Source organism: Alteromonas sp. 4NH20-0104, assembly GCF_057547795.1.
On sequence record NZ_BAAJLP010000007.1, the window covers coordinates 81,623 to 107,450 of the forward strand.

Genomic DNA, 25,828 nt, shown 5'->3' on the forward strand with positions numbered 1-25,828 from the left:
GGTGATAGGAAATATGAATCGTTCAAATTGGAAACGCATTGTAGTTAAGGTTGGTAGTGCACTGATTGCACCTAACCGTCAGGGATGTAGTAGTCATTATCTTTTGAGTATTGCGCAATTTATCGTTCGCTGCCGGATGCAGGGCATTCAGGTTGTACTGGTATCTTCCGGGTCAGTGGCCGCGGGTGCGCATTTATTTCCGGAAGAAACGAAAAAGAATATAGCAATTAAAAAAGCGATGGCAGCCGCTGGTCAGACCGAAATGATGGCCACCTGGGATAAACTATTCGACTTTCCGTCGGCCCAGGTACTGCTGACACATGCTGACTTACGAGACCGTGAACGTTACGTGAGTATTCGTGAAACACTCGACAGCTTGTTGGATCATGGTGTGTTACCCATCGTTAACGAAAACGACACGGTAACGACCGACAAATTAAAAGTGGGCGACAATGATAACCTGTCAGCCATGGTAGCCACAGCCGCGGATGCTGATGCGCTGATTATTTGTTCAGACGTAGACGGGTTGTACGATAAAAATCCCCATAAACATGACGATGCGAAATTGTTGTCCTGGGTAGATAAAATTGATGAGAGTATCTATGCCATGGCGGGCGGAGCCGCCGAAGATGGTGTTGGTACCGGTGGCATGCGCACCAAGGTTGAAGCCGCCGAAAAAGCGGTTTCCCACGGTATTGATACCTTTATCATTAACGGCTTTACCGAGCTGTCATTTAATCTGATGCTCGAAGGACAAAACCCTGGCACGCACTTCCAGGCGCATGAGAAGCCGATGAAAGAAAATGTGCATTGGATGACCCACACCTCGAATGCGCAGGGTGAGGTTGTCATTAAAGAAGCGTTTAGCGACCCTCTTGACGAGGGCGTCGAGTCACTCACCAGTAGTGAGATCCTCGATGTAAAAGGCGAGTTTTCGGTAGGTGATACCATTTTGGTACGTCGTGAAGATGGCGTTAAGCTGGCCAAAGCTAAGTCAAATTACAGTAGCTGTCTGTTAAACTTCATCGCCAATGAAGGTAATCAGAAGTTTGCGTCGGAATTCGAAGAAAAAACCGGTCCGATTATTTCAGAACAGCACATTGCAGTATTGGAGAACAAATGAGTTTAATTACACAAATTGCCAACGACACAGCTAACGCTGCAAAAACGTTAGCGATTTTAGATGAAGCAACGAAAAACAAAGTACTGGCTGCTATGGCAGCTGCGCTCCGTGACAATCAGGACGAGATCGTTAAGGTCAACACCAAAGAAGTTGCAGAGGGTAAACAAGCGGGTCTTGACGATGCCATGCTGGACCGTCTGACCCTGACGCCTGCACGCATTGAAGACATGGCTGCTGGCATCGAAACGATTATTGAGCTGGCTGATCCGGTAGGGCAGGAGCGTCCAATCATGGAACGCCCGAATGGCCTGCAAATCAATAAAATGCGTGTGCCCCTTGGTGTGGTGTGTATGATTTACGAAGCCCGCCCCAATGTAACTGCAGATGCAGGCGCGCTGTGCTTCAAATCGGGTAACGGTGTGATCCTGCGCGGTGGTAAAGAAGCGCTGCAAACCAGTATGGCCATCGCTGGCTTATTACAACAGGTATTGCGCGAGCACGATTTACCCGAAGCACTAATTAGCGTTATTCCGGATCCGGACCGTGCGCTGATGCAGGAACTGATGGAGCAGGTTGATACTATTGATGTCATCATTCCACGTGGTGGTGAAGGGCTTATTCGTTACGTGACGGATAACAGTAAAGTGCCGGTAATCCAGCACTTTAAAGGCGTTTGTCACTTATATGTGGATAAAGAAGCCGATTTAGACATGGCATTATCCCTGCTGATTAACGGTAAAACCCAACGCACCGGTGTTTGTAACGCTCTGGAAGGGTTGGTTGTACATCAGGCCATTGCGGGTGACTTCCTGCCACAGGTAAACAAAATGTGTCAGGAGAAAGGCGTTATCGTCCACGCTAACGAAGCAGCCGCTAAGTATTTCGACAATGCGGATGTCATCGGTGACGATGAGTTTGGCGAAGAGTACCTTGGCCTTGAGATTGCCATTCGTGTGGTGAAAGATTATGACCAGGCACTGGCTCATATCCACCAGTTTGGTAGTCACCATACTGAGGTGATTTGCACCCAGAACGGCGATACGGCAAAACACTTCCAGCGTGCAGTAGATGCTTCTGCGGTTATGATTAACGCCTCTTCGCGTTTCAATGATGGTAGTCAGCTTGGACTGGGTGCTGAAATTGGTATCGCCACCACAAAGCTGCATGCCTACGGCCCTATGGGACTAGAGTCGCTGACCACTGAGAAATACGTAGTCACCGGCACCGGACAGATCCGCGAATAATCACGACGGATAACTGATGGTCGGCGTGGTAAGGTTGAGTTTTTTACTATAACCTGCCACGCTTTGCTACCAATGTATTAAGTCCACCTATAAGGTGGGCTTTTTTGTTAGAGGATCATGAGTTCATGGCGATGCCTGACGTAATCGACCAAGCCTGGCGCGTTTTTCTGGACTACACCCAGTCCTACAAATTACTGACATCACTATTACTGATAATGGTGTTTCTTGGCTGTAAGCGCATCATTATTAAATTGTTGAGACGCCAGGGTAAGAAAAGTGGCGATGACCGCCGCCATTCGATCAATATTATCGATCAGCTAGGCAATGCCATTCTGTTGGTTTTGTTACTCATGCTGTGGTCGACAGAAGTACAAAGTCTGGCGTTATCCATTGCCGCGTTCATGGTGGCAATTGTGTTTGCGACCCGCGAGATGATTCAGTGCTTTATGGGCTTCATCTATTATATGACAACGCGGCCGTTCAGGGTTGGTGACTGGGTACAACTGGGTGATAATGTGGGTGAAGTGGTCGAAATGGACTGGGCGAAAACTACCTTACTGGAAGTTGACGCGGAACATTACGGCTATACCGGTAAACATGTTTATGTACCCAACAATCAACTGATGATTCAGGTGGTGAAAAACCTGAACTTCCTGCGTCGCTACCGTTTGCATGAGTTTTCCTTAACACTGGAGCCCCTGGTCAATCCGTATCTGCTACTCGATGCTTTCAGAACCAAAGCCATTGAACATTGCAGTCATTTCAGAGATGTTGCCGATCGTTACAAAAGCTGGATTGAACGAAATCTGGACGCGGAATTCATCAGCATTGACCCGGTAATTGATATAGAAACCAATAACTTTGCCAAATTTGTGGTGAAAGTAGGGCTATTTTGCCCATCTGACGAATCCCTTTTGCTCGAAGAAAAAATACGCGCAGACTGGCTGGCCTTATGGTTTGACCGGATAAAGGAAGAACAAAACAAAGGGAGCCTGCCACCCGTGGGAACGAATCAGGTATAAATCAAAGCCAGGCGCGGCGCTGGCTGAAATGATGACTTAAAAAGTCCATCTGGTCGGCCAGAATCCGGCGGTTCATCAGGTAGAAACGCTCATACAGGTTAGGCGCAAATGGCACCGCTAACAATGGCATCTTCGCTTCTTCCGGTGTTCTGGCACCTTTCTGGTGATTACAGCGTGCGCAAGCAGTTGCGACGTTTTGCCAGGAATTTTTACCGCCACGAGAGCGCGGGATGATGTGGTCGCGGGTGAGTTGTCCGGAACGGAACTGGTCGCCGCAGTATAAACACAGATAATTGTCGCGACGGAATAAATAGCGGTTACACAGGGCTATTTTGCCATTAGGTACTACTTTGCCATCGCAGGCAATGATAGAACTGATACGCAGTCGGCTTTGTTCACCCTCACGATTCCAGCCGCCAAGTAAAGTTCGATGCTGATTTCCCAGTTCAAACAGAACTTTATTTTGGGCGTAGTAACGGGCGGCCTGATAAATGTCGAGCCAGTCTTGTGGGGCACCTGCTTTATTGAGTCGTAGAATAAGCATCTGTTGCTCTCAATCCGTTAAACGTCAAGCTCTCACAACCATTACTGTCTGGGATCAGTATGACAGATTGATGAAAAGACACCAGCAACTGGTGTAAAAATGTGCAATTTACACTTCAGCATCAATTTTTTTGTTTTCAGACGATTAGTTATTGGTAAACATCCGTTGACGCCGCTATACTAACGGCCGCGTTTAATAGCGAAGAATTTCAAAGAAAGATTTAAAGGACAAATAGTGACTCCTATTACAAAAACATTCCAGTATGGACAGCATACTGTAACTCTAGAAACGGGTGTGATTGCCCGTCAGGCAACCGCTGCAGTGCTAGCCAGCATGGACGATACCTCTGTACTGGTAACCGTAGTTGGTAAAAAAGAAGCCAAACCTGATCAGGATTTCTTCCCCCTGACCGTTAACTATCAGGAAAAAACTTATGCTGCGGGTAAAATCCCAGGCGGTTTTTTCAAGCGTGAAGGACGTCCTTCAGAAGGCGAAACCCTGACAGCGCGTCTGATTGACCGCCCGATTCGCCCATTATTCCCTGAAGGTTTCAAGAATGAAATTCAGGTTGTAGTAACGGTAGTCTCGGCAAACCCTGAGATCCCAACTGACGTTATCTCAATGATTGGTACCTCAGCGGCACTGGCCATTTCTGGTATTCCGTTTAACGGCCCGATTGGTGCGGCGCGTGTAGGTTATACCGATGGCGAATACATTTTAAATACCCGTAACAGCGAACAGGAAACCAGTCAGCTGGATCTGGTTGTTGCAGGGACTGAAGGCGCGGTACTGATGGTTGAATCAGAAGCCAGCGTACTGTCTGAAGAAGTCATGCTGGGTGCCGTAATGTTCGGTCATGAGCAGTTACAAACCGTCGTGTCTGCCGTCAACGAGTTTGCCGCCGAAGTGAACACGCCTAAGTGGGACTGGGTTGCGCCGACTGAAAACACCAGCCTGAAAGATAAAGTTAAGGCGCTGGCCCTGGAAGGGATGACAGCGGCTTATCAGATTTCTGACAAGCTTGAACGTAAAGATGCCGTAACCGCTGTATCTGAAAAAGCACTGGAAGAAATTCTGGCGGCTGACGAAGAGCAAGATAAAAAAGAAGTGTCTGATCTGCTTCACGAGCTGGAAAGCGACGTAGTACGTTCACGCATTCTGGCCGGTGAGCCACGTATTGATGGCCGCGATCCTACTATGGTGCGTGCACTTAACGTATCTACTGGTGTATTGCCACGTACGCACGGTTCTGCGGTATTTACCCGTGGTGAAACCCAGGCGTTAGTCGTTGCTACCTTAGGTACAGAGCGTGATGCGCAGATGATCGACGAGCTGGCCGGCAGACGTGACAGCAAGTTTATGCTGCACTACAACTTCCCTCCGTACTGCGTAGGTGAAACTGGTATGATTGGCTCGCCTAAGCGTCGTGAAATTGGTCACGGTCGTCTGGCGAAGCGTGGTATCCAGGCAGTAATGCCTTCGGACGAAGAATTCCCGTATGTAGTACGTGTGGTTTCTGAAATCACTGAATCAAATGGTTCATCGTCTATGGCGTCTGTATGTGGTACCTCACTGGCTCTGATGGACGCGGGTGTGCCTATTAAAGCTTCCGTTGCCGGTATTGCGATGGGTCTGGTGAAAAGCGACGAAAACTTTGTTGTACTGTCTGACATTCTGGGTGACGAAGATCACTTGGGCGACATGGACTTTAAAGTTGCCGGTACTACCGACGGTATTACCGCTCTGCAGATGGATATCAAAATTGAAGGTATCACTAAAGAAATCATGCAGATCGCCCTTAAACAGGCTAAAGAAGCCCGTTTACACATTCTGAGCGTAATGGACCAGGCACTGGGTGGCCACCGTGAAGAAATGAGCGAATTCGCGCCGCGTATCTATACTCTGAAAATTGATCAGGACAAGATCCGTGACGTTATCGGTAAAGGTGGGGCGATGATTCGTTCTATCACTGAAGAGTCTGATACCAACATCGAAATTGAAGATGATGGTACCGTTAAGATCTTCGCTACTGAGCGTGCTAAAGCGGAAATCGCCATTGCAAAAATCGAACAGGTGACTGCGGAAATCGAAGTAGGCAAAACCTACAACGGTAAAGTTACCCGTATCGTAGATTTTGGTGCCTTTGTTGAAGTGCTGCCGGGCAAAGAAGGTTTGGTTCACATTTCACAAATCGCTCATGAGCGTGTGAACAAAGTGAATGATTACCTGTCTGAAGGCCAGATGGTTGACGTTAAAGTGATGGAAATCGACCGTCAGAACCGCGTTCGCCTGAGCATCAAAGAGCTGTTAGAAAAACCAGCTAAGCCTGAGTCTTCTGACGACGCTTAATCGTAAAACGATGTTATTAAGTATAAAGGGGCTCTGAGCCCCTTTTTTCATTGTTATCACAAAGGAAAAATAACATGGATAAATCCGTAGAAACTGAAATCGAAGCGGCGGTGTTTCGTCGTCTTATCTCCCACCTGGATGAACATAAGGATGTGCAGAATATCGAACTGATGATTCTGGCTGATTTTTGTCGAAACTGCCTGGCTAAGTGGTATAGCAAAGCCGCCGAAGAAAACGGTGAAGAAGTCGACTATGATGAAGCCAGACGTGTGGTTTACAAAATGCCTTACAGCGAGTGGAAGGAAAAACACCAGTTGCCCGCCACAGAAGAGCAACTGGCAGCATTTACTGCCAGGCAGGCCGCTAAAAAGGCTTAGCCGCGGTTTTGCTCTTCCGGCAGGCTGTAAGAGTGGGGGAGCAGTTCACTAACTGTGGTTTCGGTGCATTCGCCACTAGCGGTAAGCATAAACACCGGTGTGTCTGCACTGGCAAACTCGGCGATTTTCTGGCGGCAGCCACCGCAGGGATAGCAGTAGTCATCATTGGGGCTGGCTACCAGAATTTGTTTAATCTTCGTGGCGCCGGCGGTGATCATAGTACCGATAGCCGAGGCTTCGGCGCACTGTCCTTGTGGGAACGCGGCGTTTTCAACGTTGCAGCCGTAATAAACATTGCCATCATCGGCAATAATAGCAGCACCGACTCTGAATTTAGAGTAGGGGGCGTAGGCGTTTTTCTGGGCGTTTAAAGCTGCATCTTTTAACTGTTGTAACAATTTACTGCTTCCTTAACTGTCGTTATTTTTGTCTACTATCCGGTGAGAACTGATATAGTCTCACTCATCAATACGTGTTAGCGTCTGACTTCTGTTATAGTTGTATCAAACGCGGCGAATAGGAAAGAATTATATTTACCATGCTTAGTCGATTGAGTCTTATCTTTTTTGTTTTAGTGGTTACCGGTTGCGCACAAACTGCACCAAAACAACAGCAAACCGAAATGGGGAACCTGTTAGTGCCCGAACCTGCTCCCCTGAGTATTCGTTCGCAGGTCGCTATCGCCCGATTCGGGCAAATATTATCCAATGCCGAATTAACCGACGAAGATAAAGCTCAGTTACATTTTCAGCGTGGTATGTTGTTCGACAGCGTTGGCCTGGGAGGGCTGGCTCAATTTGATTATAACCGGGCCATCAATTTTAAGCCTGACATGGCTGAAGCCTATAACTCTCTTGGCGTACACATGGTGCAGCAGGAAGAGTTCAGCCGCGCTTATGAAGCATTTGATTCCACTTTGGATATTGATCCCGATTATGATTTCGCGTTTTTAAATCGGGGGATCGCGCTGTATTACGGTGGTCGGCCGGACCTAGCGGTGGCTGATCTGGCGACCTTTGCCAACAAAGCGCCGGAAGATCCTTTCCGGGTACTGTGGGCGTATTTTGCAGAGTTGGAGCTGGCGCCGACAACCGCCCAACAGCAATTAACCCAGCGCCGGGGCAACCTTCCTGATACCCACTGGGCCACCGGTCTGGTCGATTTGTTTTTAGGTCAGCAAACTGAGAAGCAACTGCTCGATTCGCTGTTAACTGGTATTAGCAGTGAAAAGGAACTTACCGACAGATTGTGTGAGGCATACTTTTATCTGGGTAAGTACCATGAAGAAAACGATAAACCCGGCGTGGCATCTAATTATTTTAAGTTTGCACTGAGTACCAATGTGTATGAATACGTTGAACATCGCTATGCCCGCCTGGAATTGCAACGCCTAAGGCAAAGTACGGTTACCGACTAACCCTATGATGTTCTTCAGAGCGACTTGCCTGGCGGTGTTTACTTCACTGACCATCGCCGCAGACAGTGGCCATTTGCCAACGCAACTGCTGAAAAATGCTGAGCAGGCAGAAAAGCCTGCGCCATTATTGTGGGTGGCGGTGCAGCAAAACAATCTTCAGGCCAAGCAACGATTGCTGGAACACGCAGATACAAATCGCAATCAGTACTGGTTGGAAATGCTGATTAAATCCGGTTACTCACCCGCAGCTCTGGCGTTGTCCCGGCTGGAGGATAATCCGCGTATAACCCAGCGGCTGGTAAGGCTAGCCGCACGCGGTGGAGTAGCCGAAGCCCAGTACGAATACGCGCTTACCCGCGATGATTTCAGTCACCGGGAAACCTGGCTCAAGGCCGCCGCTGAGCAAGGGTACTTTGTGGCCCAAACGGCACTCGCTGACTGGTACTTACTTCACGAAAAACAAAGCGAAGCGGAACCCTGGCTCGAAATAACCGCTACCAGTGACAGCCAGAGTGCCTTTCAGCTTGCCTATATTCGCTGGCAACAAGGCAAAGAAGATGACGGGTTTGAATTGTTTAAGCGGGCTGCCGGGCAAAAACATGAACAGGCTGAAAATGTGCTGGCGGTGCTTCAACAATACCAGCCACAGTCAATTTCAGCGTTATCCTCGGCAACCCCTGCCAGGCAAACGCAAGCCTGTAAACAGCACATTCAGCCCTTCGCAACAGGCCTGGCTGAAATGGTTCAGGCCAAGCGGATTTACCAGCAATACCTGGCAGATAAGCGGTTAAAATCATTGCCTTTATGTGTGAATAAGCCAATCTGGTTAGAGCGCGATGCGATTAATTGTGATGCCAACTGGCAGGGGCAGGGGCGCTTAGGCTGCAACATTGAAGCTCTCGAACCCGTCGTCAGACAGCGTGGCTTTACTCATGCAGTGATACTGGCTAAGTCGGGTAAGGCGAATGTGAACAACGGCGTGATGTATCTGGATGTAGGGGATACTTACAGTGTTTTTGTGCACGAACTGGCGCATTTTGTTGGTTTTGTTGATGAATACCCATTAACCCGGAGCTTTGCTAAAGAATATTGCGCCAGACAATCGGCGCCCAATCTGGTGTTTCTTGGCGCACTCACTTATGCACCACTGAGCAATATAGAATTCTGGCAGTCCATTGAGTTTCCTGTCACGCTTTATCCTTCCCGCACTTGCAAGAATATTGGCGTGAAGAGTTTTAAACCCAGCGATCGGATCACCTTTATGGAAAATCACGACGCTAAATACATTCCGCCTATCTACCTGTCGATTTGGTCTTCACTGCTGAATAATCCAAAGATACAGAGGCCGATTGCCATGAATTTCTTTCAGTACTTTGAAAGATCTGGCAATACGCAGAAAGCGGCATACTGGCTGGAGGTATTCCGCCAGCAGCGTGCAGTGACTGTGCCCGACGCTGTGGCAGAAACTGTAGAAGAAAATATCAGCGCTGATTAAGTACTTCAGAGCGGTATTCGTTGACCCACATAGCCGTGGCCCCACAGATGGCTACCGGCATGACCAGAAAGTTAACGATGGGGATCATGGCCATCACGTTGACCGCTATCCCGAAAGAGTAACTAAGCCCCTTACGCTCGCCCAGCCTGTGGCGCATCTCGCCAAATGGCACTTTATGGTTATCAAATGGATAGTCGCAATACTGAATAGCCATCATCCAGGCACCAAATAAAAACCACAGTATCTGACCGATGACCGGTAAAAAGAAAAACAACAATAAAAAGCCAATGGCGCGAGGCAGATAATACACCAGCTTGGTGATTTCTCGGCCAAGGGTGCGGGGAATATCTTTGATAATGGCCATCACACCGTCATCGCCAAGCGACTGTCCGGTAAGGTGACGTTCGACCTTTTCGGCCAGCAGGCCATTAAACGGGGCCGCTATCCAGTTGGCCAGGGTGCCGAAAATTAAGGCAAAGCTAAGCAAAATACTGATCACCGCCAGCGGCCAGAGCAGAAACGTGATGGACGTTTTCAGCCAACCCAGCCAGTCGGGAATGAAGCTAATCAGATAATCCACACCGGCCTGAATTTCACCTAACAAAAAGTAAAAGGCCACTGAGAATAACACCAGATTTATCATCAACGGGATAAATACAAAGCGTTTCAACCCTTTAGTGGTAATTAAATCAAACCCTTGCCCAAAATAACCAATACCGCTGCGTTGTGTCATTAAAACTCCTGCTGCCTGGTGAATAAGCAATGCCATTATCAGAAGGCTGAATGATAAAAAATGGCATACTTTCAAACACCCACAGTATAAAACCCTGGGATCCCACTGTGAATTCATAATTGTTACAGTTCATGAACTTTGTTACATTCAACTTATAATAACAACCACAACAACGCGTGCGCATATTGAGAGTTCCCGGTTCAACTCTATCGACAGAATCAGCGGGTACCGCTAGTGATGACGCTCTTATAACAGAGTGGTGTTGTTGTGCGTCTTAAGAAAATTCGCCTTGCTGGTTTCAAATCCTTTGTCGATCCAACGACAATCCCTTTTCCGGGGGATATGACAGCGATTGTCGGGCCCAACGGCTGTGGTAAGTCTAACGTTATCGACGCCGTGCGCTGGGTGCTGGGTGAAAGCTCCGCGAAAAACCTGCGTGGTGATGCAATGACCGACGTGATATTTAACGGTTCCTCGGCCCGTAAGCCCGTAGGGCAGTGCAGTGTTGAGCTGGTGTTTGATAACTCCAGTGGCCGGATCGCCGGTGAATATGCCAAATACAATGAATTGTCGATTAAACGCGTTGTTACCCGTGACGCCATTTCCACTTATTTTTTAAATGGCAGTAAATGCCGGCGCCGCGATGTCACCGATCTGTTTTTAGGGACGGGACTAGGCCCGCGCAGTTACGCCATTATCGAGCAGGGCATGATCTCGCGGCTAATCGAGTCAAAGCCACAGGAATTACGGGTTTTTATTGAAGAGGCCGCGGGGATTTCCAAATATAAGGAGCGCCGGCGCGAAACTGAAAACCGTATCCGCCACACCCAGGACAATCTCGAACGGCTGGAAGACGTGCGGGGAGAACTGGGCAGGCAGCTTGAGAAATTACAGCGACAAGCTGCAGCGGCTAAGCGCTACAAGACGCTTAAAGCACAGGAGCGTACCTTAAAAAGTGAACTGGCGGCCATTCGTTGGTTAAAACACGATGATCACCTGCAGAAACTACAGCAGACTCAGCAACAACTGGATACCGATATTGAAGCGCTTCGTGCCCGTCAGCGTGGTGACGAAGCCGGTATTGAAAAATACCGGGATACCCAGCAAACCTGTAAACAAAAGCTCGATCATCTGCAACAAAACTTATTTACCGTGAGTGCCAGTATCTCGCGGCTGGAGCAATCCGCGCTGCACAATCAACAACGATTAAAACAAATTGAGGGTGAGTTCAGCGATATTCAAACCCAGCAAAATGCCTTAACCGAAGAGGCACAGCTACTTTCCGGCCAAGCAGAAGAACAGGCCGCACTGGCGCTTGAATTAGAGCCCGCTTATGAAATACAACAGGCGGCCTGTGAACAGTTAGAGGTTACGCGTGACCAGGCGGAAGCCGCGTTGCATCAGCATCAACGGGATTTTCAGCAAACCGACCAGCAGTATCATCAGCTAAAGCAGCAAGTGCACTCTCACCACAGTAAGGTGCAGTCGTTATTGCAAATGCAGATGCGTACGCAGCAGCGTATCGGCGAACTTGAACGCGAAATACAGGAATTTTCCCAGGCCGACCATCAGCAGGCGATTGATGATTTGCAGCTTGAGCTGGAAATGCTGGCTGAACAGATTATTGAACAACAGGATAAGGTTGAGCATGCCAGACTGGCGTTGGAGCAATCTCAGCGTCATCATGAGCAGGTACGGCAACAATCCCAGTCACTGCGTGCCCAGTGGCAACAGAACCAGTCTAAACGGGTAGCGTTGGAAACGCTGCAGCAAGCCGCCAGCCCCGCTAAGGCCCAGCCCGATGGCATTACACCGTTATGGCAGCAATTGACGCCAGAGCCGGGGGCCGCCGCGATTATTGAGCATGTATTAAGTGCCCTGGGTGATGCACAACTGGCGACTAACGAGGATCTGTCTGCACTGACAGGGGATCACGACAACCTGAGCGCAGGGGTGAAATATTTTAGCCAGCAAGCGTTTACCCGTGACAAACAACCCGGCAGTGTCGCGGCATTGCTGGAAAACCCCTACGTGCCACATTTGTTCAATCAGATTCGGGTGGCGAAAGATGCCGCCAGTGCGCTGGCTATGCGTGAAGAGTGTGGTGATGATCAACTCATTGTCACTCAGGATGGCCAGTGGTTTGGTCCGGACTGGTATCGTTATGGCGAGCAGGACACCGAGCAAGGGGTGTTGCAGCGTGCCGAACAGATAGAACAACTGAGTATGACCATTGCCAGTCAGGAAGCACAACTGGCTGAGCTGGAAGAGCAGGAAAGCAGTGCTCAGGAGAATATCGAAAAGGCCCGGGAACAAGTCAGTGCCTGCGAGGGCGCTCTGAACGAACGCAATAACCAGCGTCAGCAACTCACTCATCGGTTAAGCTGGCTTAGTGAGCAACAGCAACAGGAAGCGCAAAAGCGACAACGACTGGATGAAGAGCTTGGCCGACAACAGGCACAGCTCGAAGAAGAAGCCACGGAACTGGCGATGCTAAGTGAAAGCCTGGAATCGTCTGAACAGGCGCTGGCAGATCAGGCGGAACGCCAGGCGCGTTTGCAGGATCAACAGCAATCATTGCAGCAGCAACTCAGTAGTCAACGCAGTCAGTACGAGCAAAATACCCGGGAACTGCACCAGATGGCGTTGAAACTGCAGGAAAGTCGTAATCTGCAGCAATCACTGAACTCGCAACAGCAACGCCTTAGTCAACAACTTAGTAGTCTGGAGCAACGAGCCAAACAGCTTCAGGAGGAACAGCATTCGCTCAGCAAGCCGCAAACGGAGCAAGCATCCCAACTGCAGGATTTGTTAGAACAAAAAGCGGTACTGGAAGAACAACGGTATACATTGCAGCAAGAACTTGAGCATGCCGAGGAACTGCTTAATCAGGCGATGCAAGGGCAACAGGCCATCGTTGGCGATATTGCCAAACGCCAGGAACAGCTCGACAGTCTTAAAATTGAAGCGGAAGGCTACCGGGTTCGCGGCACTGCGATTCTGGAACAACTCAGTGAAATCGGTGTCACACTAAAAGCCGTGCTGGAAACGCTGCCGGCTGAAACCAGCGAGTCTGGCTGGCAACGGGATCTGGAACAAACTACTGCGGCCATTAGCCGGCTTGGCGCGGTAAACCTGGCCGCAGTGGAAGAATACGATGTGCAGGCTGAGCGTAAAGCGCACCTGGATGCCCAGTTTGACGATCTGAATGAGGCACTGGAGACATTGCAAAATGCCATTCGCAAGATTGATCGCGAAACCCGCTCCAGATTCAGTCAGACCTTTGAACAGGTTAATGAAGATCTGAAAATGTTATTTCCAAAAGTGTTTGGTGGCGGCTCGGCTTATCTGGCCTTAACCGATGATGATCTGCTTGAAACCGGGGTAACGATTATGGCGCGTCCGCCCGGCAAGAAAAATAGTACAATTCATCTGCTTAGCGGTGGAGAAAAAGCATTAACCGCATTATCATTGGTGTTTGCAATTTTCAGGCTTAATCCGGCGCCCTTTTGTCTGTTGGATGAAGTGGACGCGCCGCTGGATGATGCTAACGTCGGACGCTTCTGTAACCTGGTTTCTGAAATGTCGAAATCGGTACAGTTTATATATATCTCACATAATAAAATTGCGATGGAGATGGCGAGTCACCTGACAGGTGTCACCATGGCGGAACCCGGCGTATCGCGCATGGTTGCCGTGGATGTCGATGAAGCGGTCTCCCTGGTAGACGCATAAATTAAAAGGCGAAAGAAGTCGATGGAAGAAGAATTACGTTTGTCATTGTTGCTACTGGGTGGTTTTTTTATCCTTGGCGTGCTGGCACATGGCTTATGGAACATCCGCAAAAACAGCCAGGCGAAAAAGCCACAGCGCCGAATAGAGCCTGAAGGCTGGCAGGATGAAGCGCAAGACGATGAGCAAAGCAGTCAAAAGACGGCCAACGACTTCGATGAGTTTGGTATTGGTGAAGTCCGGGTGGTTAGCCACTCGGTAACAGAAAGTGACGACAACGAACCGGTATCATCGCCTTATGCTGCCGGGAATGAAAACATCAATGCTACCGATGATGACGCTGAAGAACGGCAGTCTGGCGTAGCTGAAGCAACGCCTGAAGCGGATGAAAATGAATCTGAGCAGGAAGACGCTGCCAATGAGACGCCAAAGGAAAAGCTTTACGCGTCGGTAATTACTAATCCCAAACCACAATTTAATCACGATAATGTGGTGGAATTACCCGATTCTGTGCCAGCCCCCCCCTCGTTTTTGTTAAAAGAAGAGGCCGAACCGGCTTCGGAGCCAGCCCCAACGGATGTCCATGACGAATTTTCGCTGGATACTCAGCCTGCTCCGCCTGAGCAAAAGTCAGCAACGGAGAATGACAAAGCGGATAAAGCGACGGAGGCTGCAGCGCCAACGCCCGTCAAAAAGCGCAGCCGGACAGCGTCCAGACGACGCCAGGAACCGCGCTTTGGTGACGATGAACAGATGCAAATAGATTTTGACGACTCGGTTAAAGCCGCTCAGGCAGAGGCGCCTCAGCCAGCCGGTCAGGTTGAACCTGAAGTGCTGATCCTGAACGTGCGTGCACCCGAAGATGCGCCTATTAGTGGCGCTGCCTTATTGCCAATGTTACTCACGCTGGGCTTTAAATTTGGTGATCAGGATATTTTTCATCGCCATGTCAATTCGAATGGTAAAGGACCCGTACTGTTCAGTTTAGCGAATATGTTTAAGCCGGGTAATTTTGACATCGACAACCTGGAAACCTTTACCACCCGCGGCGTTTCATTGTTTATGTTATTGCCCATTGAGGGCGATCCGCACCAGGTTTTTAATATGATGCACAATGCCGCCCGTAAGATTGCCGATGAGTTTAATGCTCAGGTGTTAGATGGCCGGCGCAGCGTGTTATCTAAACAGGGCTTACAGCAATACGTTGAAAAAATTCGCGACTTTGAACGCAAACGTATGATAGCCCGCCACTAAGTTAACTATCCTCAATTCGTCGTACTACTGTTAACAGGCGGTAGTGCAACAACAAATGAGCAATTCCCATGAGTGATCAAACCGTCATCGCGCAGCTCGAAGCCTTGCGCGAAAAAATCAACGACTATAATTATCAGTACTACGTGCTGGACGATCCCAGTGTGCCCGACAGTGAATACGATCGTCAGATGAAAGCCTTGCAGGCGCTGGAGGCCGAGCATCCGGCGCTGATTACCCCTGACTCACCCAGCCAGAAAGTGGGCGGTGAGCCCCTAGGTGCCTTTGAGCAGGTGACTCATGAAGTCCCTATGTTGTCGTTAGACAACGGTTTTGACGAGGACGATTTAAAAGCCTTTGAAAAACGCCTGCTCGACCGCCTTAGAGCAGATAACCAGCTTGCCTACAGCTGTGAGCCAAAACTGGACGGTCTTGCGGTATCCATTCTGTACGAAAATGGCACATTGGTTCGCGCAGCCACCCGGGGCGATGGCCAGGTGGGTGAAAACATCACCGCTAACGTCAGAACTATTGGTAACGTCCCACTAAAATTACGGGGCAAGGGGCTGCCAGAACGAATTGAAGTGCGTGGTGAGGTGTTTATGCCTCGCGATGGGTTTGAAAAGCTCAATGAAAACCAGCGCAGTGCCGGCCTGAAAATATTTGCTAATCCGCGTAATGCGGCGGCCGGTAGTTTACGCCAACTGGATTCCCGGATTACAGCGAAGCGCCCGTTAATGTTTTATGCCTACTCGCTGGGTGTTGTAGCGCCGGACGATTTTACCTTACCCGCCAGTCATCATGAGCGGCTTAAGCAGTTAGCAGAGTGGGGGATCCCCTTGTGCCCGGATATTGGCTTTACTAAAGGGGCCAGTGGTTGTGCAGGGTATTACGAGCAAATCCTGTCGCGCCGTGATGGCCTCGCTTACGACATCGATGGCGTGGTGTTTAAGGTAGATGATATTGCCCTGCAACAACAGTTGGGCTTTGTAGCCCGTGCACCGCGCTGGGCTATTGCACAAAAATTTCCTGCGCAGGAAGAGATGACCCGTTTGCTCGACGTGGAGTTTCAGGTTGGACGCACCGGTGCGATCACGCCCGTTGCCCGCCTAGAACCGGTATTTGTGGGCGGTGTGACGGTGTCTAACGCAACCTTACATAATCAGGATGAAGTAGAACGGCTGGGCGTTTGTATCGGCGACACTGTGATTATCCGCCGGGCGGGAGATGTGATCCCGCAGGTCGTGTCTGTGGTAGCTGATAAGCGCCCTGAAGATGCCCGGGAAATTCAGTTTCCGGCTCATTGCCCGGTGTGTGACTCCCAGGTAGAGAAACTGGCCGATGAAGCCGTGGCTCGCTGCACCGGCGGGTTAATTTGTCCCGCCCAACGTAAACAGGCGTTAAAGCACTTTGCATCACGCAAAGCGCTGGATATAGATGGGTTGGGTGACAAACTGATAGAGCAACTGGTGGATGCCGGGTTGTTAAAAACGCCAGTAGATATTTTCAATCTGTCTTTTGGGCAACTGACACAGCTGGAAAGAATGGGGGATAAGTCAGCTTCCAATCTATTAAAGGCCATTCACAGCGCGAAGCAGACCACATTACCAAAATTTTTGTATGCACTGGGGATCCGTGAGGTAGGGGAAACCACTGCCACTAACCTGGCACTGCACTTCCAAACCTTAGCAGCCATCCAAAGCGCGAGCCTCGATGATTTGCAGGCAGTACAGGATGTGGGGGTCGTGGTCGCTGAGCATGTATTTAATTTCTTTAGCGAGTCACACAACACTGAGGTGCTCGAAGGATTGTTAAATGCGGGATTAAACTGGCCGGAGATTGAAGCACCAGACGAAAAAGACCTGGTGCTCGATGGCAAAACCTGCGTAGTCACCGGCACGCTGAGTCAAATGTCACGTAATGATGTGAAGGCATTACTACAGCAGGCGGGTGCCAAGGTGGCCGGTAGCGTATCAGCAAAAACCGACTTCCTGGTGGCGGGTGAAAAAGCGGGATCTAAACTGGCCAAAGCCCAGGAACTCGATGTGGAAGTGTGGGATGAAGAACGTTTAATGGCGTTTCTGACGGATAACGGCTTAGCATAAATCACCAGCCGGACCCAGTCCGGCTGTTTTTTAGCGATACGGTTTGTACGAACAATAGGACTGTTACTGAGCATTAAAGTCTCCTTCAGGCTGTGTCAATTCATGCCGATTGTAGCATCGTGTTTTTGCTCTTTATGCGGGTGTTACAAACCACGGAAAGTTTGAATGTTATTAATCTTATTTGGTTTTGGTATGTTTACTTTGGGCGGCATCATGCTTTTTAAGCCCATGGTCTTTGCAAATGGCATTTCACAATTCAGCAATAAATCTTGGTTTCACAGTTTTGAAATAACGAGTCGTTTTATCGTTGGTCTATTATTCATTTGGCAGTCAAAGCATTCTAGCTATCCATTGTTATTTTTAGTACTAGGTATGGTGCTATGCTTCACGAGTATTTTTCTAGTTCTGATTGGCTCCAGCCAGCATAAACGTTTTGCAATATTAACAGCGAAAATTGGTAAGTGGTTTCGTCCTATAGGTATGTTCTCGCTTTTAGCTGGCAGTGTAATAATGTACCTTGGTTTTTGGGGATAAGCTTATAATTTAAAGCTGCAGGTGGTCCTGATTCCGGAACACGTAGGCTCATCAGTCCCTTCGCGCCAAATGATAGGCCACGTGCAATTGGCCCTATACTTTGTTCATCGGAGTTCACACATGTTTGGTTTTAGAAATTTATTTGGATCTTCTAAACCTAAAACCATACGTTTGGATGGGTTAGGGACTTTCAGCTATTTTGGAGATCAAGTAGATTCTTATTGGGAAACTGAAAGTCCGGTTGCTCTGTTACCAAAAAAATTCAGTTTCGGTGCTATTGAAGGTGATTGTAGTGGTCCTAGTTCAAACGCTTTGGCTGCATTCAAGAAGTTAGCAAACGCGCCCGAAATATTGGCATCATTAATTGGGCCTCAGTTTATAGAAAATGCCCGTAATCATATTACCCTCAAAGATGGTAAAGATGTTCATTCAAAATTCTTCCTTAAAACGCTAACTTGCAAATCAGAGGATGAATTTGAATTCGGTTATCATTCCTTTGAAGGTGATTTGTTCATTGAGTCTTTTTACAGGTCAGGTGTAATTACTCAAATACACATGGATACAGGTTGTTGTAGCTAACATCGCAAATGCGCACAACAAGGCGCTTAATAGCTTCCCCCGCGGTCACGGCGAAAGTAACGTAGGGGACTTCGTGATTAAAGTGCTGCAATACTGCCCATTAGCTTCGCGTTATGTACCACAATGGAAAATTAGGCTTCATCTGATGGACAAGAAATTAATAAATAAATATCGAGAATATGCAGCAACAACGGAAGCATGGGCTGTGCTTTTTGTAAAAAAACATCTTCGAAAGGCCCAGGGGCATTGGGTTGATATTACAGATAGTCGTCAGTACGAGATGTCAGAGAATGAATTACATTTTCGTTATGTTAATGGTGGGTTGTTCAAACGAAGATTAAAGCCAAAGTATCCACTAAAAGCCGAGTTTACCGTCAATGGAAAGTTTGATGAACGCACTTATATTATGATGGTTAGAGCAATAACTTGGGAAACATCACACCTAGATATAGAGCAGCAAAAGTTAAAAAAAGTATCTCCGTTAAATTTCAGAATTACTGGTGTTAGCTACGATAAAAATAAAGGATGTAAAGGCTTTTTTCGTGACGATGCTCCTGCTGCTATAAAAGCGCTGGAAAAAGACCTATCCGATCGCACTAACCCGCTTTGGGACAGGGCTATGAATTATGTTAATGAGCCCGAATATGTGTATAAGATTAAAAGCGTCAATCTTTTTCGCGGTGCTAAATAACGAAACAAATTAGGACACTCGCGTGGCCGCTGGTACAAACTCTAGGCTCCTCGTGCATCGCTTGGTATTTTAAATTACAACTAGTTGCCGGTAATGCAGGCGTTATACGAAAAGTGATAATTTATGATAGAAGCCGTTGTTTCTTTATTTATGATCGTTTTAGATGCATTAGCTGCTGCTATGACTTTCATAGTGGAATTTATTGCCGGGTTCTTTGTGGCTGCAGGCCAGACTCTGAGCGCTCTTGACTTATTCCTCATACTTTTCATATTTTTAGCTGAAATCGCTGTTTGGTTACTTCTGACTCTCTATTATTTAATAACAGCTATGGTTAAATTTCAAAAGCCAGTGTTAGTTAGGAAGCCCGTTTTTTGGCGTCCAAAGCCAAAGAGAAGCAAAAAGTAGTTATGGTTGTTTTATCTTATTATCAGCTGGTTTTTTAATGATTCAAATCAGTAGGTGAAAAGCGAGAACCTGATCAGCAAATCAAGTCGTCCTCGGCGCGAACTGGGCTACAAACGTGAGAGCTGAACTGTTTCGCGCGATTTTGCCTGCTTTTTACATTACTCCCACTTTGTCCACATACCGTCGTATTTGGGGCATACCGTAGGATGAAACGTTAAAGCTTTTTTTGTTACTGGCTTTGCTTTGCCTGGCGGCGTTTTTCTTTACGTAGTTGCCAGGCTTTGCGAACCGAGAAGCGCCATAACCAGTTCAGCGTATAGTATCCGGTTAAACCAAATACCACCGAACAGATCCCACAGCCCAGTAAAAATGCCGGTCCGATAGTGGATAATGAGTTCATCACCCATTCCCAGGTGGGTTCAAAGTGGAAGGCTTCAGACTTGGTCCCAAGGACAGTAGAGCCAATCAGATAAGCCCCATAGAATATGGGAGGCATGGTGAAGGGGTTGGTTATCCAAACGGTAGCAATGGAAAGTGGCAAATTTACCCGACAGGGAATAGCGGTTGCCGCAGACAGCCACATTTGAAAGGGCACCGGCCAAAACGCGAAAAACAGTCCTATACCAAATGCCCCGGAGGCAGATTTACGATTCAGGTGCCATAAATTAGGCTCATGCAGAATGCTGCCAAAGATTTTTAACGCCCGATTTTGTTTTATCGAATGCGGATCGGGTAAGTAACGTTTTATAAACTTCTTCGGCATATCTCTAACAATCTTTTCTCTAAACAGAGTCACTGGTGAACGGAAGCATTTTACCTACGGCTGCGACAGCATTTTGTGGCGCAGTGATTTCAGCCCGATGGTGGCCGGTACTGCCTAACATCGGCTGGCAGTTCTGGCTGGCTGTTTTTGCATTAATGACCACAGTGATCGTCAGCGTAGTGCATTGTAACGCAAAACGATTACAAAAACCGTTATGCTTTTTTGGCGCGGCGATCATTGGTACAAGTGCCGGTCTTTCTGTGGCGTCGAGTTTAGGGCAATCATACCTGATGTGGCAACAGCATGGCGGCGAAATTCAACAAGATGTCATAATTGAGGGACGAATTGTCGGTTATCAGCGTTATGCCGACTATGATCGGATGCTCCTGACTGCGGTAACGGTCGATCAGGAGGTCTGGGATCCTGTGTGGGCTGTGCAATTAAACTATTATCGACCGCGTGCTGTGTTTGGTACCGGCCAACGAATACAGGCCAGAGCAAAAATTAAACCGGCCAGGGCCAGTGCAAATCCGGCAGGATTTGATATGCAGCGTTGGTATGTAAGCCAGCGTATCGTAAAAACCGGCTACGTTCGGGATCAGGCCATAGCGTTGGTTGAGCCTGACACTTCTGTCCGTGGGATTCTAAAAGCCCGCATCATCGCTTTGCAGCTACCCGGAGAAAAATGGTTACGGGCGCTGCTGTTTGGTGAACGGGAGGGCTTTTCCGATAAGGACTGGCAACTGTTACAACAAACGGGCACCGCCCATCTGTTTGCTATCTCAGGCCTGCATTTAATGATTGTGGCAGGTGCAGTATTGATTGTTGCAAGAGGCTGTGTGGCTTTCGCGGCCTGGTTGTCGCTACCGTTACCGGCGAACTTAGTGTTAGCCCTGTCTCTTTTGTTGCTTGGCACCTGCGGCTTCTATGCCTATCTGGCCAACTGGCAAATAGCGGTAATGCGGGCTTATTGCTCGCTGTTGATAGTGGCGGTTGTGTATCTTTTTCAACGTCGATTATCACGGCTTACAGTGGTGTTGCTGACCCTAACGGTCAGTATAATCCTGGCCCCCATGTCGGTTTATGGCGCTGCCCTGTATCTCAGTATTAGCGCGGTTGCCATTATTGTCTGGTTTCATTGGTGGTGGAACAGGTCAGCTCGTCAGTTTAATGCCATTCTTGCGATAGTGTTGTTACAGGTAATGCTTAGTGTCTTAATGGGTCCTCTGGTCGGGGCATTACTTGGTCAGGCGAGCCTGATTTCACCGCTGATGAATTTACTGATTGTGCCTGTGATGTCGTTGCTGGTGATCCCGCTATGTCTGGTGGGGCTATTCCTGCTCATTCTTTTTCCTGTGGATATGTGGCTGACAACGGCGCTGCTGTCCAGCTGTGGAACAGTAATTGAGTGCCTGATGCAACAACTTCAGTTTATTGCCGGTTACATTGGAGACTATTCAGCAGTTACGGTGTCTACAGGGGGTCTGCTGGCTGGCGTAACGCTGGCCATAGTGCTGGTTCTGATACCGCCTTGTAAGGGGCGTCTTTGTCTGTTGGCAGTCCTTTTTATCAGCTGCTCAATGACGTATTTTCAGCCATCATCAACGTCGACTTCGTGGCAGGTGCATTTTTTCGATGTGGGGCAGGGTAACGCTACCCTTATCAGTCATCATGGTAAGGCCGTTTTAATTGATACCGGCGCTTCGTTTTCTTCCGGTTTTAATTACGTTGAGGCCGTAATTCAGCCCTTTTTAAACGCGGGCCGCCTTGAGCTGGTAAAAGTGGTTGTCAGTCACTTTGATAACGACCATGCCGGCGGGCTAAATTATATTCATGCTGAGTACCCTCAGCTCCCTATTCTTACTCCCCGGGATTACTGTGTAAAAGGCGCTACCTGGCAGTTTCAGACACTGCAACTGCAAGCTTTATGGCCCGCGCCCGAATTCAGTAATACTTTGTCTGATAACAATGGGTCCTGCGTGTTAAAAATTTCCGACGGCCATTACAGCGTGTTATTGCCTGGAGACATTGAGCAAATGGCAGAGCAGGCCTTACTTAATCTGCCTGAAGCGTCTTCTCAGCTCGCTTCGACGATTTTAGTGGCGCCCCATCATGGCAGTAAAACCTCATCATCTACTGCCTTTATCGAACAGGTAAAGCCGCAATTTGTGGTGTTTTCTCAGGGTTGGCTTAATCGTTGGGGATTCCCCCATGAGACAGTCACTCGGCGCTACGACAGCGCCGGTAGCCAGTCATTGTTGATCAGTCAGAGCGGTTATTTACGGTTTGAAATCAGCCCCGGCGGCGTAAACTATGCAGCCTATCGACTGAGCAAAGATAGCGCCTGGTACCATAAAACGTTTGTAAACGATTAAACTGCCCATAAATAAAAGCGAATTGAATAAATCGGTTTCGCCAACACAAGCCGATAATTTTGGTGTGTCATGGGTATAGCAGGTACAATGGCGCCGTTTTTGATAGTAAACAGTGAACTATGCAACAGAATGACGATCAAGCTCTGCCGGTAAAACGGTTTTTTAACTACCTGAAAGCCTACAAATTTGCCTTTATTATGGCCTTTATCGGTATGGTGGGTTACTCGGCTCTCGACACCTTTGTGATCTCACAGGTTCAGCCCGTGATTGACCGTTCCCTGAATAATCAGGATTACGGGTATTTGCGCATGGCTGCTTACCTGGTGGTGCCGGTCTTTATTCTGCGTGGCATTTTTAACTTTATGGGCAGTTACGCACTGAGCTGGATTGGCGCTCAGGTAGTGATGACTATGCGTCAGCAACTGTTTAGTAAATATATTCATTTGCCGGTGGGCTTCCACGATCAGCAAGCCAAAGGAAATCTGATTTCAAAGGTGATTTATGACACCGATCAGGTGGCCCGGGCGGCAGGTAAATCACTGGCAATCCTGGTGCGAGAAGGGGCGCTGGTTATTGGTATTTTGGCCTGGATGTTTTATCTGTCCTGGCAGCTATCGCTGGTGTTTTTGTTTGTTGGCCCGGTTGTGGCGGTGATTGTTACATTCGTTACCAAACGTTTCCGTACGGTCAGTCGCAATATCCAGAAATCCATGGGCAACCTTACCAGTGCGGTAGAGCAGGTAGTTAAAGGCCACAAAGTGGTACTGATGTTTGGTGGTCAGCAGAAAGAGCAGGATCGCTTTGCCAAAAAAAATAACACCAATCGACAGCAAACCATGAAACTGGCCGTTACGCAGACGCTCAGCGTTTCAAGTATTCAGGTAATCGCTTCTGTTGCCCTGGCTGTCGTGCTCTATATAGCCAGCACGCCAGGTATGCTGGCTGAATTAACCGCCGGGACTTTTGTCACTATTGTATTTTATATGGTGATGCTGCTTAAACCTTTAAAACAGCTGACCACGGTGAATAGTGAATTTCAAAAAGGCATGGCCGCCTGTCAGAGCATTTTTGCTGTATTGGATGAAGACATCGAGAAAGACTCCGGCGTGCTGAATGCAGATAAAATCAACGGCGACATCCGGTTTAATGATGTCACCTTTACCTATCCGGGGAAGCATACTCCCGCCATAAACAGCATGAGCCTTGTGGCGCCTGCCGGCACCAGTATTGCGCTGGTGGGCCGTTCTGGTAGCGGCAAGTCAACGATGTCGAACTTACTCACCCGGTTCTATTTGCCAGAGCACGGGCACATTACGCTGGATAACACTGATATCAACGAATTTAAGCTTACCGAGCTTAGAAAAAATATCGCCCTGGTATCCCAGCAGGTAACCTTGTTCAACGATACCATCGCCAACAATATTGCGTATGGCGTGGCCGAAAACGTTTCCCGGGAGGCCATTGAAAAGGCGGCCAAACTGGCTCATGTAATGGAATTTGCCGATCTCCTTGAAGACGGTCTGGATACCATGATTGGTGAGGATGGCTCTGCGCTGTCTGGCGGACAGCGTCAGCGCGTGGCCATCGCCAGAGCATTGCTGCTGGATGCGCCGGTGTTAATTCTCGATGAAGCAACCTCGGCGCTGGATACTGAATCGGAGCGTATGATTCAGGACGCCCTGGTGACGCTACAACAGGATCGCACCAGTATTATTATTGCCCACCGGTTATCCACTATTGAAAATGCCGATCAGATCCTGGTGATCGACCAGGGGAGAATTATCGAACAGGGCAAGCATCAGGACCTACTCAACAAGGGCGGTGCTTATGCACAGTTACACGCGCTGCAATTTGGAGAGTAGTGATGTCAGCGCTTAACCGCATGTGGTACGAAGGGCGCTGGTATCAATGGTTGTTGTTACCCCTTACGGCGCTGTTTTTTTTGTTATCAGCATTACGACGACAACTGTTCCGGCTGGGCCTTAAAAAGACCGTGGTACTGCCGGTGCCGGTTATCGTGGTGGGGAATCTATCCGTGGGCGGTAATGGCAAAACACCATTGGTTGTGGCGCTGTGCGAGAGGCTTCAGCGAGCCGGCTATAAAGTCGGTGTGGTAAGCCGGGGTTATGGCGCTCAGACCAGCGAATTTCCTCATCAGGTTAGCGTAAATGATTCAGCCCCCCTGGTTGGCGACGAACCTTTATTGATTGCCCGGCGCACTGGGGTACCAGTGGTTATTGATCCCAACCGCCCCCGGGCAGCACAGCAACTGGTAGAACAAGGCTGTACAGTGCTCATCAGTGACGATGGCTTACAGCATTATGCACTGGGCCGGGATGTGGAATGTGTGGTGGCTGACCGGCGCTTGTTTGGTAATCAGCAATTGTTGCCTATGGGACCGCTGCGCGAAGGGCTATGGCGTCTTAATACCATTGATTTCTTAATTTTAAATCAGCCTGGCGAGGCAGTTGAGTTACCTGAGATCAGCAACTTGCCAACACCGTTTCAAATGTCTTTGCAGCCCGGCAAACTGATTAATCTGCTGCAGCCCGGGTTACAGCGGGACCTTGTGGAGCTGGAACAGGAAACACAGATAACCGCCATGGCGGGGATTGGCGATCCCAGTCGCTTCTTTAATCAGTTAAAAGAGATGGGCGTGAGGCTTGATCATTGTCTTGCGCTGGCCGATCATCATGCTATCGGTCAACAGGATATTCCGTCTGGTTGTGTGATCATGACCGAAAAAGACGCAGTAAAGGCGGTGGCGCACGCCCATGATAACTGTTGGTATCAGCCGGTGGATGCGGTGCTGGCGGAAGATTTTTATACTCAACTCATTCAGCGTCTTGCACGTTGAAAAAATATAACAAAGGAAACACCATGGCATTTGATAAAAAGCTGCTGGAAATAATAGCCTGCCCTGTGTGCAAAGGAAAATTGATGTACACACAGAGCAATAATGAGCCCGGCCTGGTGTGTCGTTATGACCGCCTGGTTTACCCGATTAACGATGGCATTCCGGTATTGCTGGAAGAGAAGGCCACGGCGATTTCGCTGGAAGCCCTCGAAGCATTGAAAAAAGGATAATC

Annotated in this window: 22 protein-coding genes; 18 read left to right on the forward strand and 4 right to left on the reverse strand. The window is 48.6% G+C overall.

The window, feature by feature from the left end; all coding sequences use genetic code 11:
- Positions 1–13: 13 nt before the first annotated feature.
- The 3 genes from proB (at position 14) to AC27IB_RS06985 (ending at position 3,389) form a co-directional block, all read left to right on the forward strand.
- Complete coding sequence (gene proB, locus AC27IB_RS06975) at positions 14–1,123, forward strand: glutamate 5-kinase (RefSeq protein ID WP_487119860.1); 1,110 nt, start codon at positions 14–16, stop codon at positions 1,121–1,123.
- On the forward strand, positions 1,120–2,367 hold the full coding sequence (locus AC27IB_RS06980; RefSeq protein WP_487119862.1) for a glutamate-5-semialdehyde dehydrogenase: 1,248 nt from the start codon (positions 1,120–1,122) through the stop codon (positions 2,365–2,367). Before proB ends, AC27IB_RS06980 begins: the two co-directional genes overlap by 4 nt.
- Positions 2,368–2,492: 125 nt before the next feature.
- Positions 2,493–3,389, forward strand: a complete 897-nt coding sequence (locus AC27IB_RS06985; protein WP_296050502.1) for a mechanosensitive ion channel family protein — start codon at positions 2,493–2,495, stop codon at positions 3,387–3,389.
- 1 nt (position 3,390) lies between these two features.
- Here AC27IB_RS06985 and AC27IB_RS06990 read toward each other — a convergent pair whose 3' ends face one another.
- Positions 3,391–3,933, reverse strand: coding sequence for an HNH endonuclease (locus tag AC27IB_RS06990; RefSeq protein WP_487119865.1), 543 nt, complete (start codon positions 3,931–3,933; stop codon positions 3,391–3,393).
- A gap of 234 nt (positions 3,934–4,167) precedes the next feature.
- On the opposite strand from AC27IB_RS06990, the gene pnp reads away from it, so the two are divergent.
- Entirely contained in the window at positions 4,168–6,282 is a 2,115-nt protein-coding gene (gene pnp, locus AC27IB_RS06995; protein WP_296050496.1) for a polyribonucleotide nucleotidyltransferase, read from the forward strand.
- A 74-nt stretch (positions 6,283–6,356) separates the two neighbouring features.
- Entirely contained in the window at positions 6,357–6,659 is a 303-nt protein-coding gene (locus tag AC27IB_RS07000) for a DUF1244 domain-containing protein (protein WP_487119867.1), read from the forward strand.
- Here AC27IB_RS07000 and cdd read toward each other — a convergent pair.
- Positions 6,656–7,057, reverse strand: a complete 402-nt coding sequence (cdd, locus tag AC27IB_RS07005) for a cytidine deaminase (RefSeq protein WP_487119869.1) — start codon at positions 7,055–7,057, stop codon at positions 6,656–6,658. The genes AC27IB_RS07000 and cdd overlap by 4 nt on opposite strands.
- Positions 7,058–7,197: 140 nt before the next feature.
- Between cdd and nlpI the strand changes: the two genes are divergently transcribed.
- Both nlpI and AC27IB_RS07015 read left to right on the forward strand, forming a co-directional pair.
- Positions 7,198–8,076, forward strand: coding sequence for a lipoprotein NlpI (nlpI, locus tag AC27IB_RS07010; protein WP_296050485.1), 879 nt, complete (start codon positions 7,198–7,200; stop codon positions 8,074–8,076).
- Between the two features lie 4 nt (positions 8,077–8,080).
- Positions 8,081–9,571, forward strand: a complete 1,491-nt coding sequence (locus AC27IB_RS07015; RefSeq protein ID WP_487119872.1) for an SEL1-like repeat protein — start codon at positions 8,081–8,083, stop codon at positions 9,569–9,571.
- Here the strand turns inward: AC27IB_RS07015 and cysZ are convergent.
- Positions 9,558–10,304, reverse strand: a complete 747-nt coding sequence (cysZ, locus tag AC27IB_RS07020; protein ID WP_296050481.1) for a sulfate transporter CysZ — start codon at positions 10,302–10,304, stop codon at positions 9,558–9,560. The two genes, AC27IB_RS07015 and cysZ, sit on opposite strands and share 14 nt — an antisense overlap.
- Positions 10,305–10,571: 267 nt before the next feature.
- Between cysZ and smc the strand changes: the two genes are divergently transcribed.
- The 7 genes from smc (at position 10,572) to AC27IB_RS07055 (ending at position 19,601) form a co-directional block, all read left to right on the forward strand.
- Complete coding sequence (gene smc, locus AC27IB_RS07025) at positions 10,572–14,039, forward strand: chromosome segregation protein SMC (protein ID WP_487119874.1); 3,468 nt, start codon at positions 10,572–10,574, stop codon at positions 14,037–14,039.
- A 21-nt stretch (positions 14,040–14,060) separates the two neighbouring features.
- Positions 14,061–15,290 (forward strand): cell division protein ZipA, encoded by a 1,230-nt coding sequence (zipA, locus tag AC27IB_RS07030; RefSeq protein ID WP_296050476.1) that lies wholly within the window; start codon positions 14,061–14,063, stop codon positions 15,288–15,290.
- Positions 15,291–15,358: 68 nt separating this feature from the next.
- Entirely contained in the window at positions 15,359–17,392 is a 2,034-nt protein-coding gene (ligA, locus tag AC27IB_RS07035) for an NAD-dependent DNA ligase LigA (RefSeq protein ID WP_487119877.1), read from the forward strand.
- A gap of 165 nt (positions 17,393–17,557) precedes the next feature.
- Positions 17,558–17,926, forward strand: coding sequence for a hypothetical protein (locus AC27IB_RS07040; RefSeq protein WP_487119879.1), 369 nt, complete (start codon positions 17,558–17,560; stop codon positions 17,924–17,926).
- 120 nt (positions 17,927–18,046) lie between these two features.
- Positions 18,047–18,505: a hypothetical protein gene (locus AC27IB_RS07045; RefSeq protein ID WP_487119881.1), complete on the forward strand. Its 459-nt coding sequence runs from the start codon at positions 18,047–18,049 to the stop codon at positions 18,503–18,505.
- A gap of 73 nt (positions 18,506–18,578) precedes the next feature.
- Positions 18,579–19,196 (forward strand): hypothetical protein, encoded by a 618-nt coding sequence (locus AC27IB_RS07050; protein WP_487119883.1) that lies wholly within the window; start codon positions 18,579–18,581, stop codon positions 19,194–19,196.
- A 123-nt stretch (positions 19,197–19,319) separates the two neighbouring features.
- Entirely contained in the window at positions 19,320–19,601 is a 282-nt protein-coding gene (locus tag AC27IB_RS07055) for a hypothetical protein (protein ID WP_487119885.1), read from the forward strand.
- 229 nt (positions 19,602–19,830) lie between these two features.
- On the opposite strand, the gene AC27IB_RS07060 is transcribed toward AC27IB_RS07055, so the two are convergent.
- Positions 19,831–20,364, reverse strand: a complete 534-nt coding sequence (locus AC27IB_RS07060) for a DUF2062 domain-containing protein (protein WP_296048923.1) — start codon at positions 20,362–20,364, stop codon at positions 19,831–19,833.
- Between the two features lie 35 nt (positions 20,365–20,399).
- Between AC27IB_RS07060 and AC27IB_RS07065 the strand changes: the two genes are divergently transcribed.
- The 4 genes from AC27IB_RS07065 to AC27IB_RS07080 all read left to right on the forward strand — a co-directional run bounded on the left by AC27IB_RS07065 (position 20,400) and on the right by AC27IB_RS07080 (position 25,826).
- Complete coding sequence (locus AC27IB_RS07065) at positions 20,400–22,739, forward strand: DNA internalization-related competence protein ComEC/Rec2 (RefSeq protein ID WP_487119887.1); 2,340 nt, start codon at positions 20,400–20,402, stop codon at positions 22,737–22,739.
- 119 nt (positions 22,740–22,858) lie between these two features.
- A complete protein-coding gene (gene msbA / locus AC27IB_RS07070) occupies positions 22,859–24,601 on the forward strand; it encodes a lipid A export permease/ATP-binding protein MsbA (protein ID WP_487119889.1) in 1,743 nt (580 codons plus the stop codon).
- Between the two features lie 2 nt (positions 24,602–24,603).
- Positions 24,604–25,596, forward strand: coding sequence for a tetraacyldisaccharide 4'-kinase (gene lpxK, locus AC27IB_RS07075; protein WP_487119891.1), 993 nt, complete (start codon positions 24,604–24,606; stop codon positions 25,594–25,596).
- Between the two features lie 23 nt (positions 25,597–25,619).
- Positions 25,620–25,826, forward strand: a complete 207-nt coding sequence (locus AC27IB_RS07080; protein ID WP_487119893.1) for a Trm112 family protein — start codon at positions 25,620–25,622, stop codon at positions 25,824–25,826.
- The last annotated feature ends 2 nt before the right edge of the window (positions 25,827–25,828 follow it).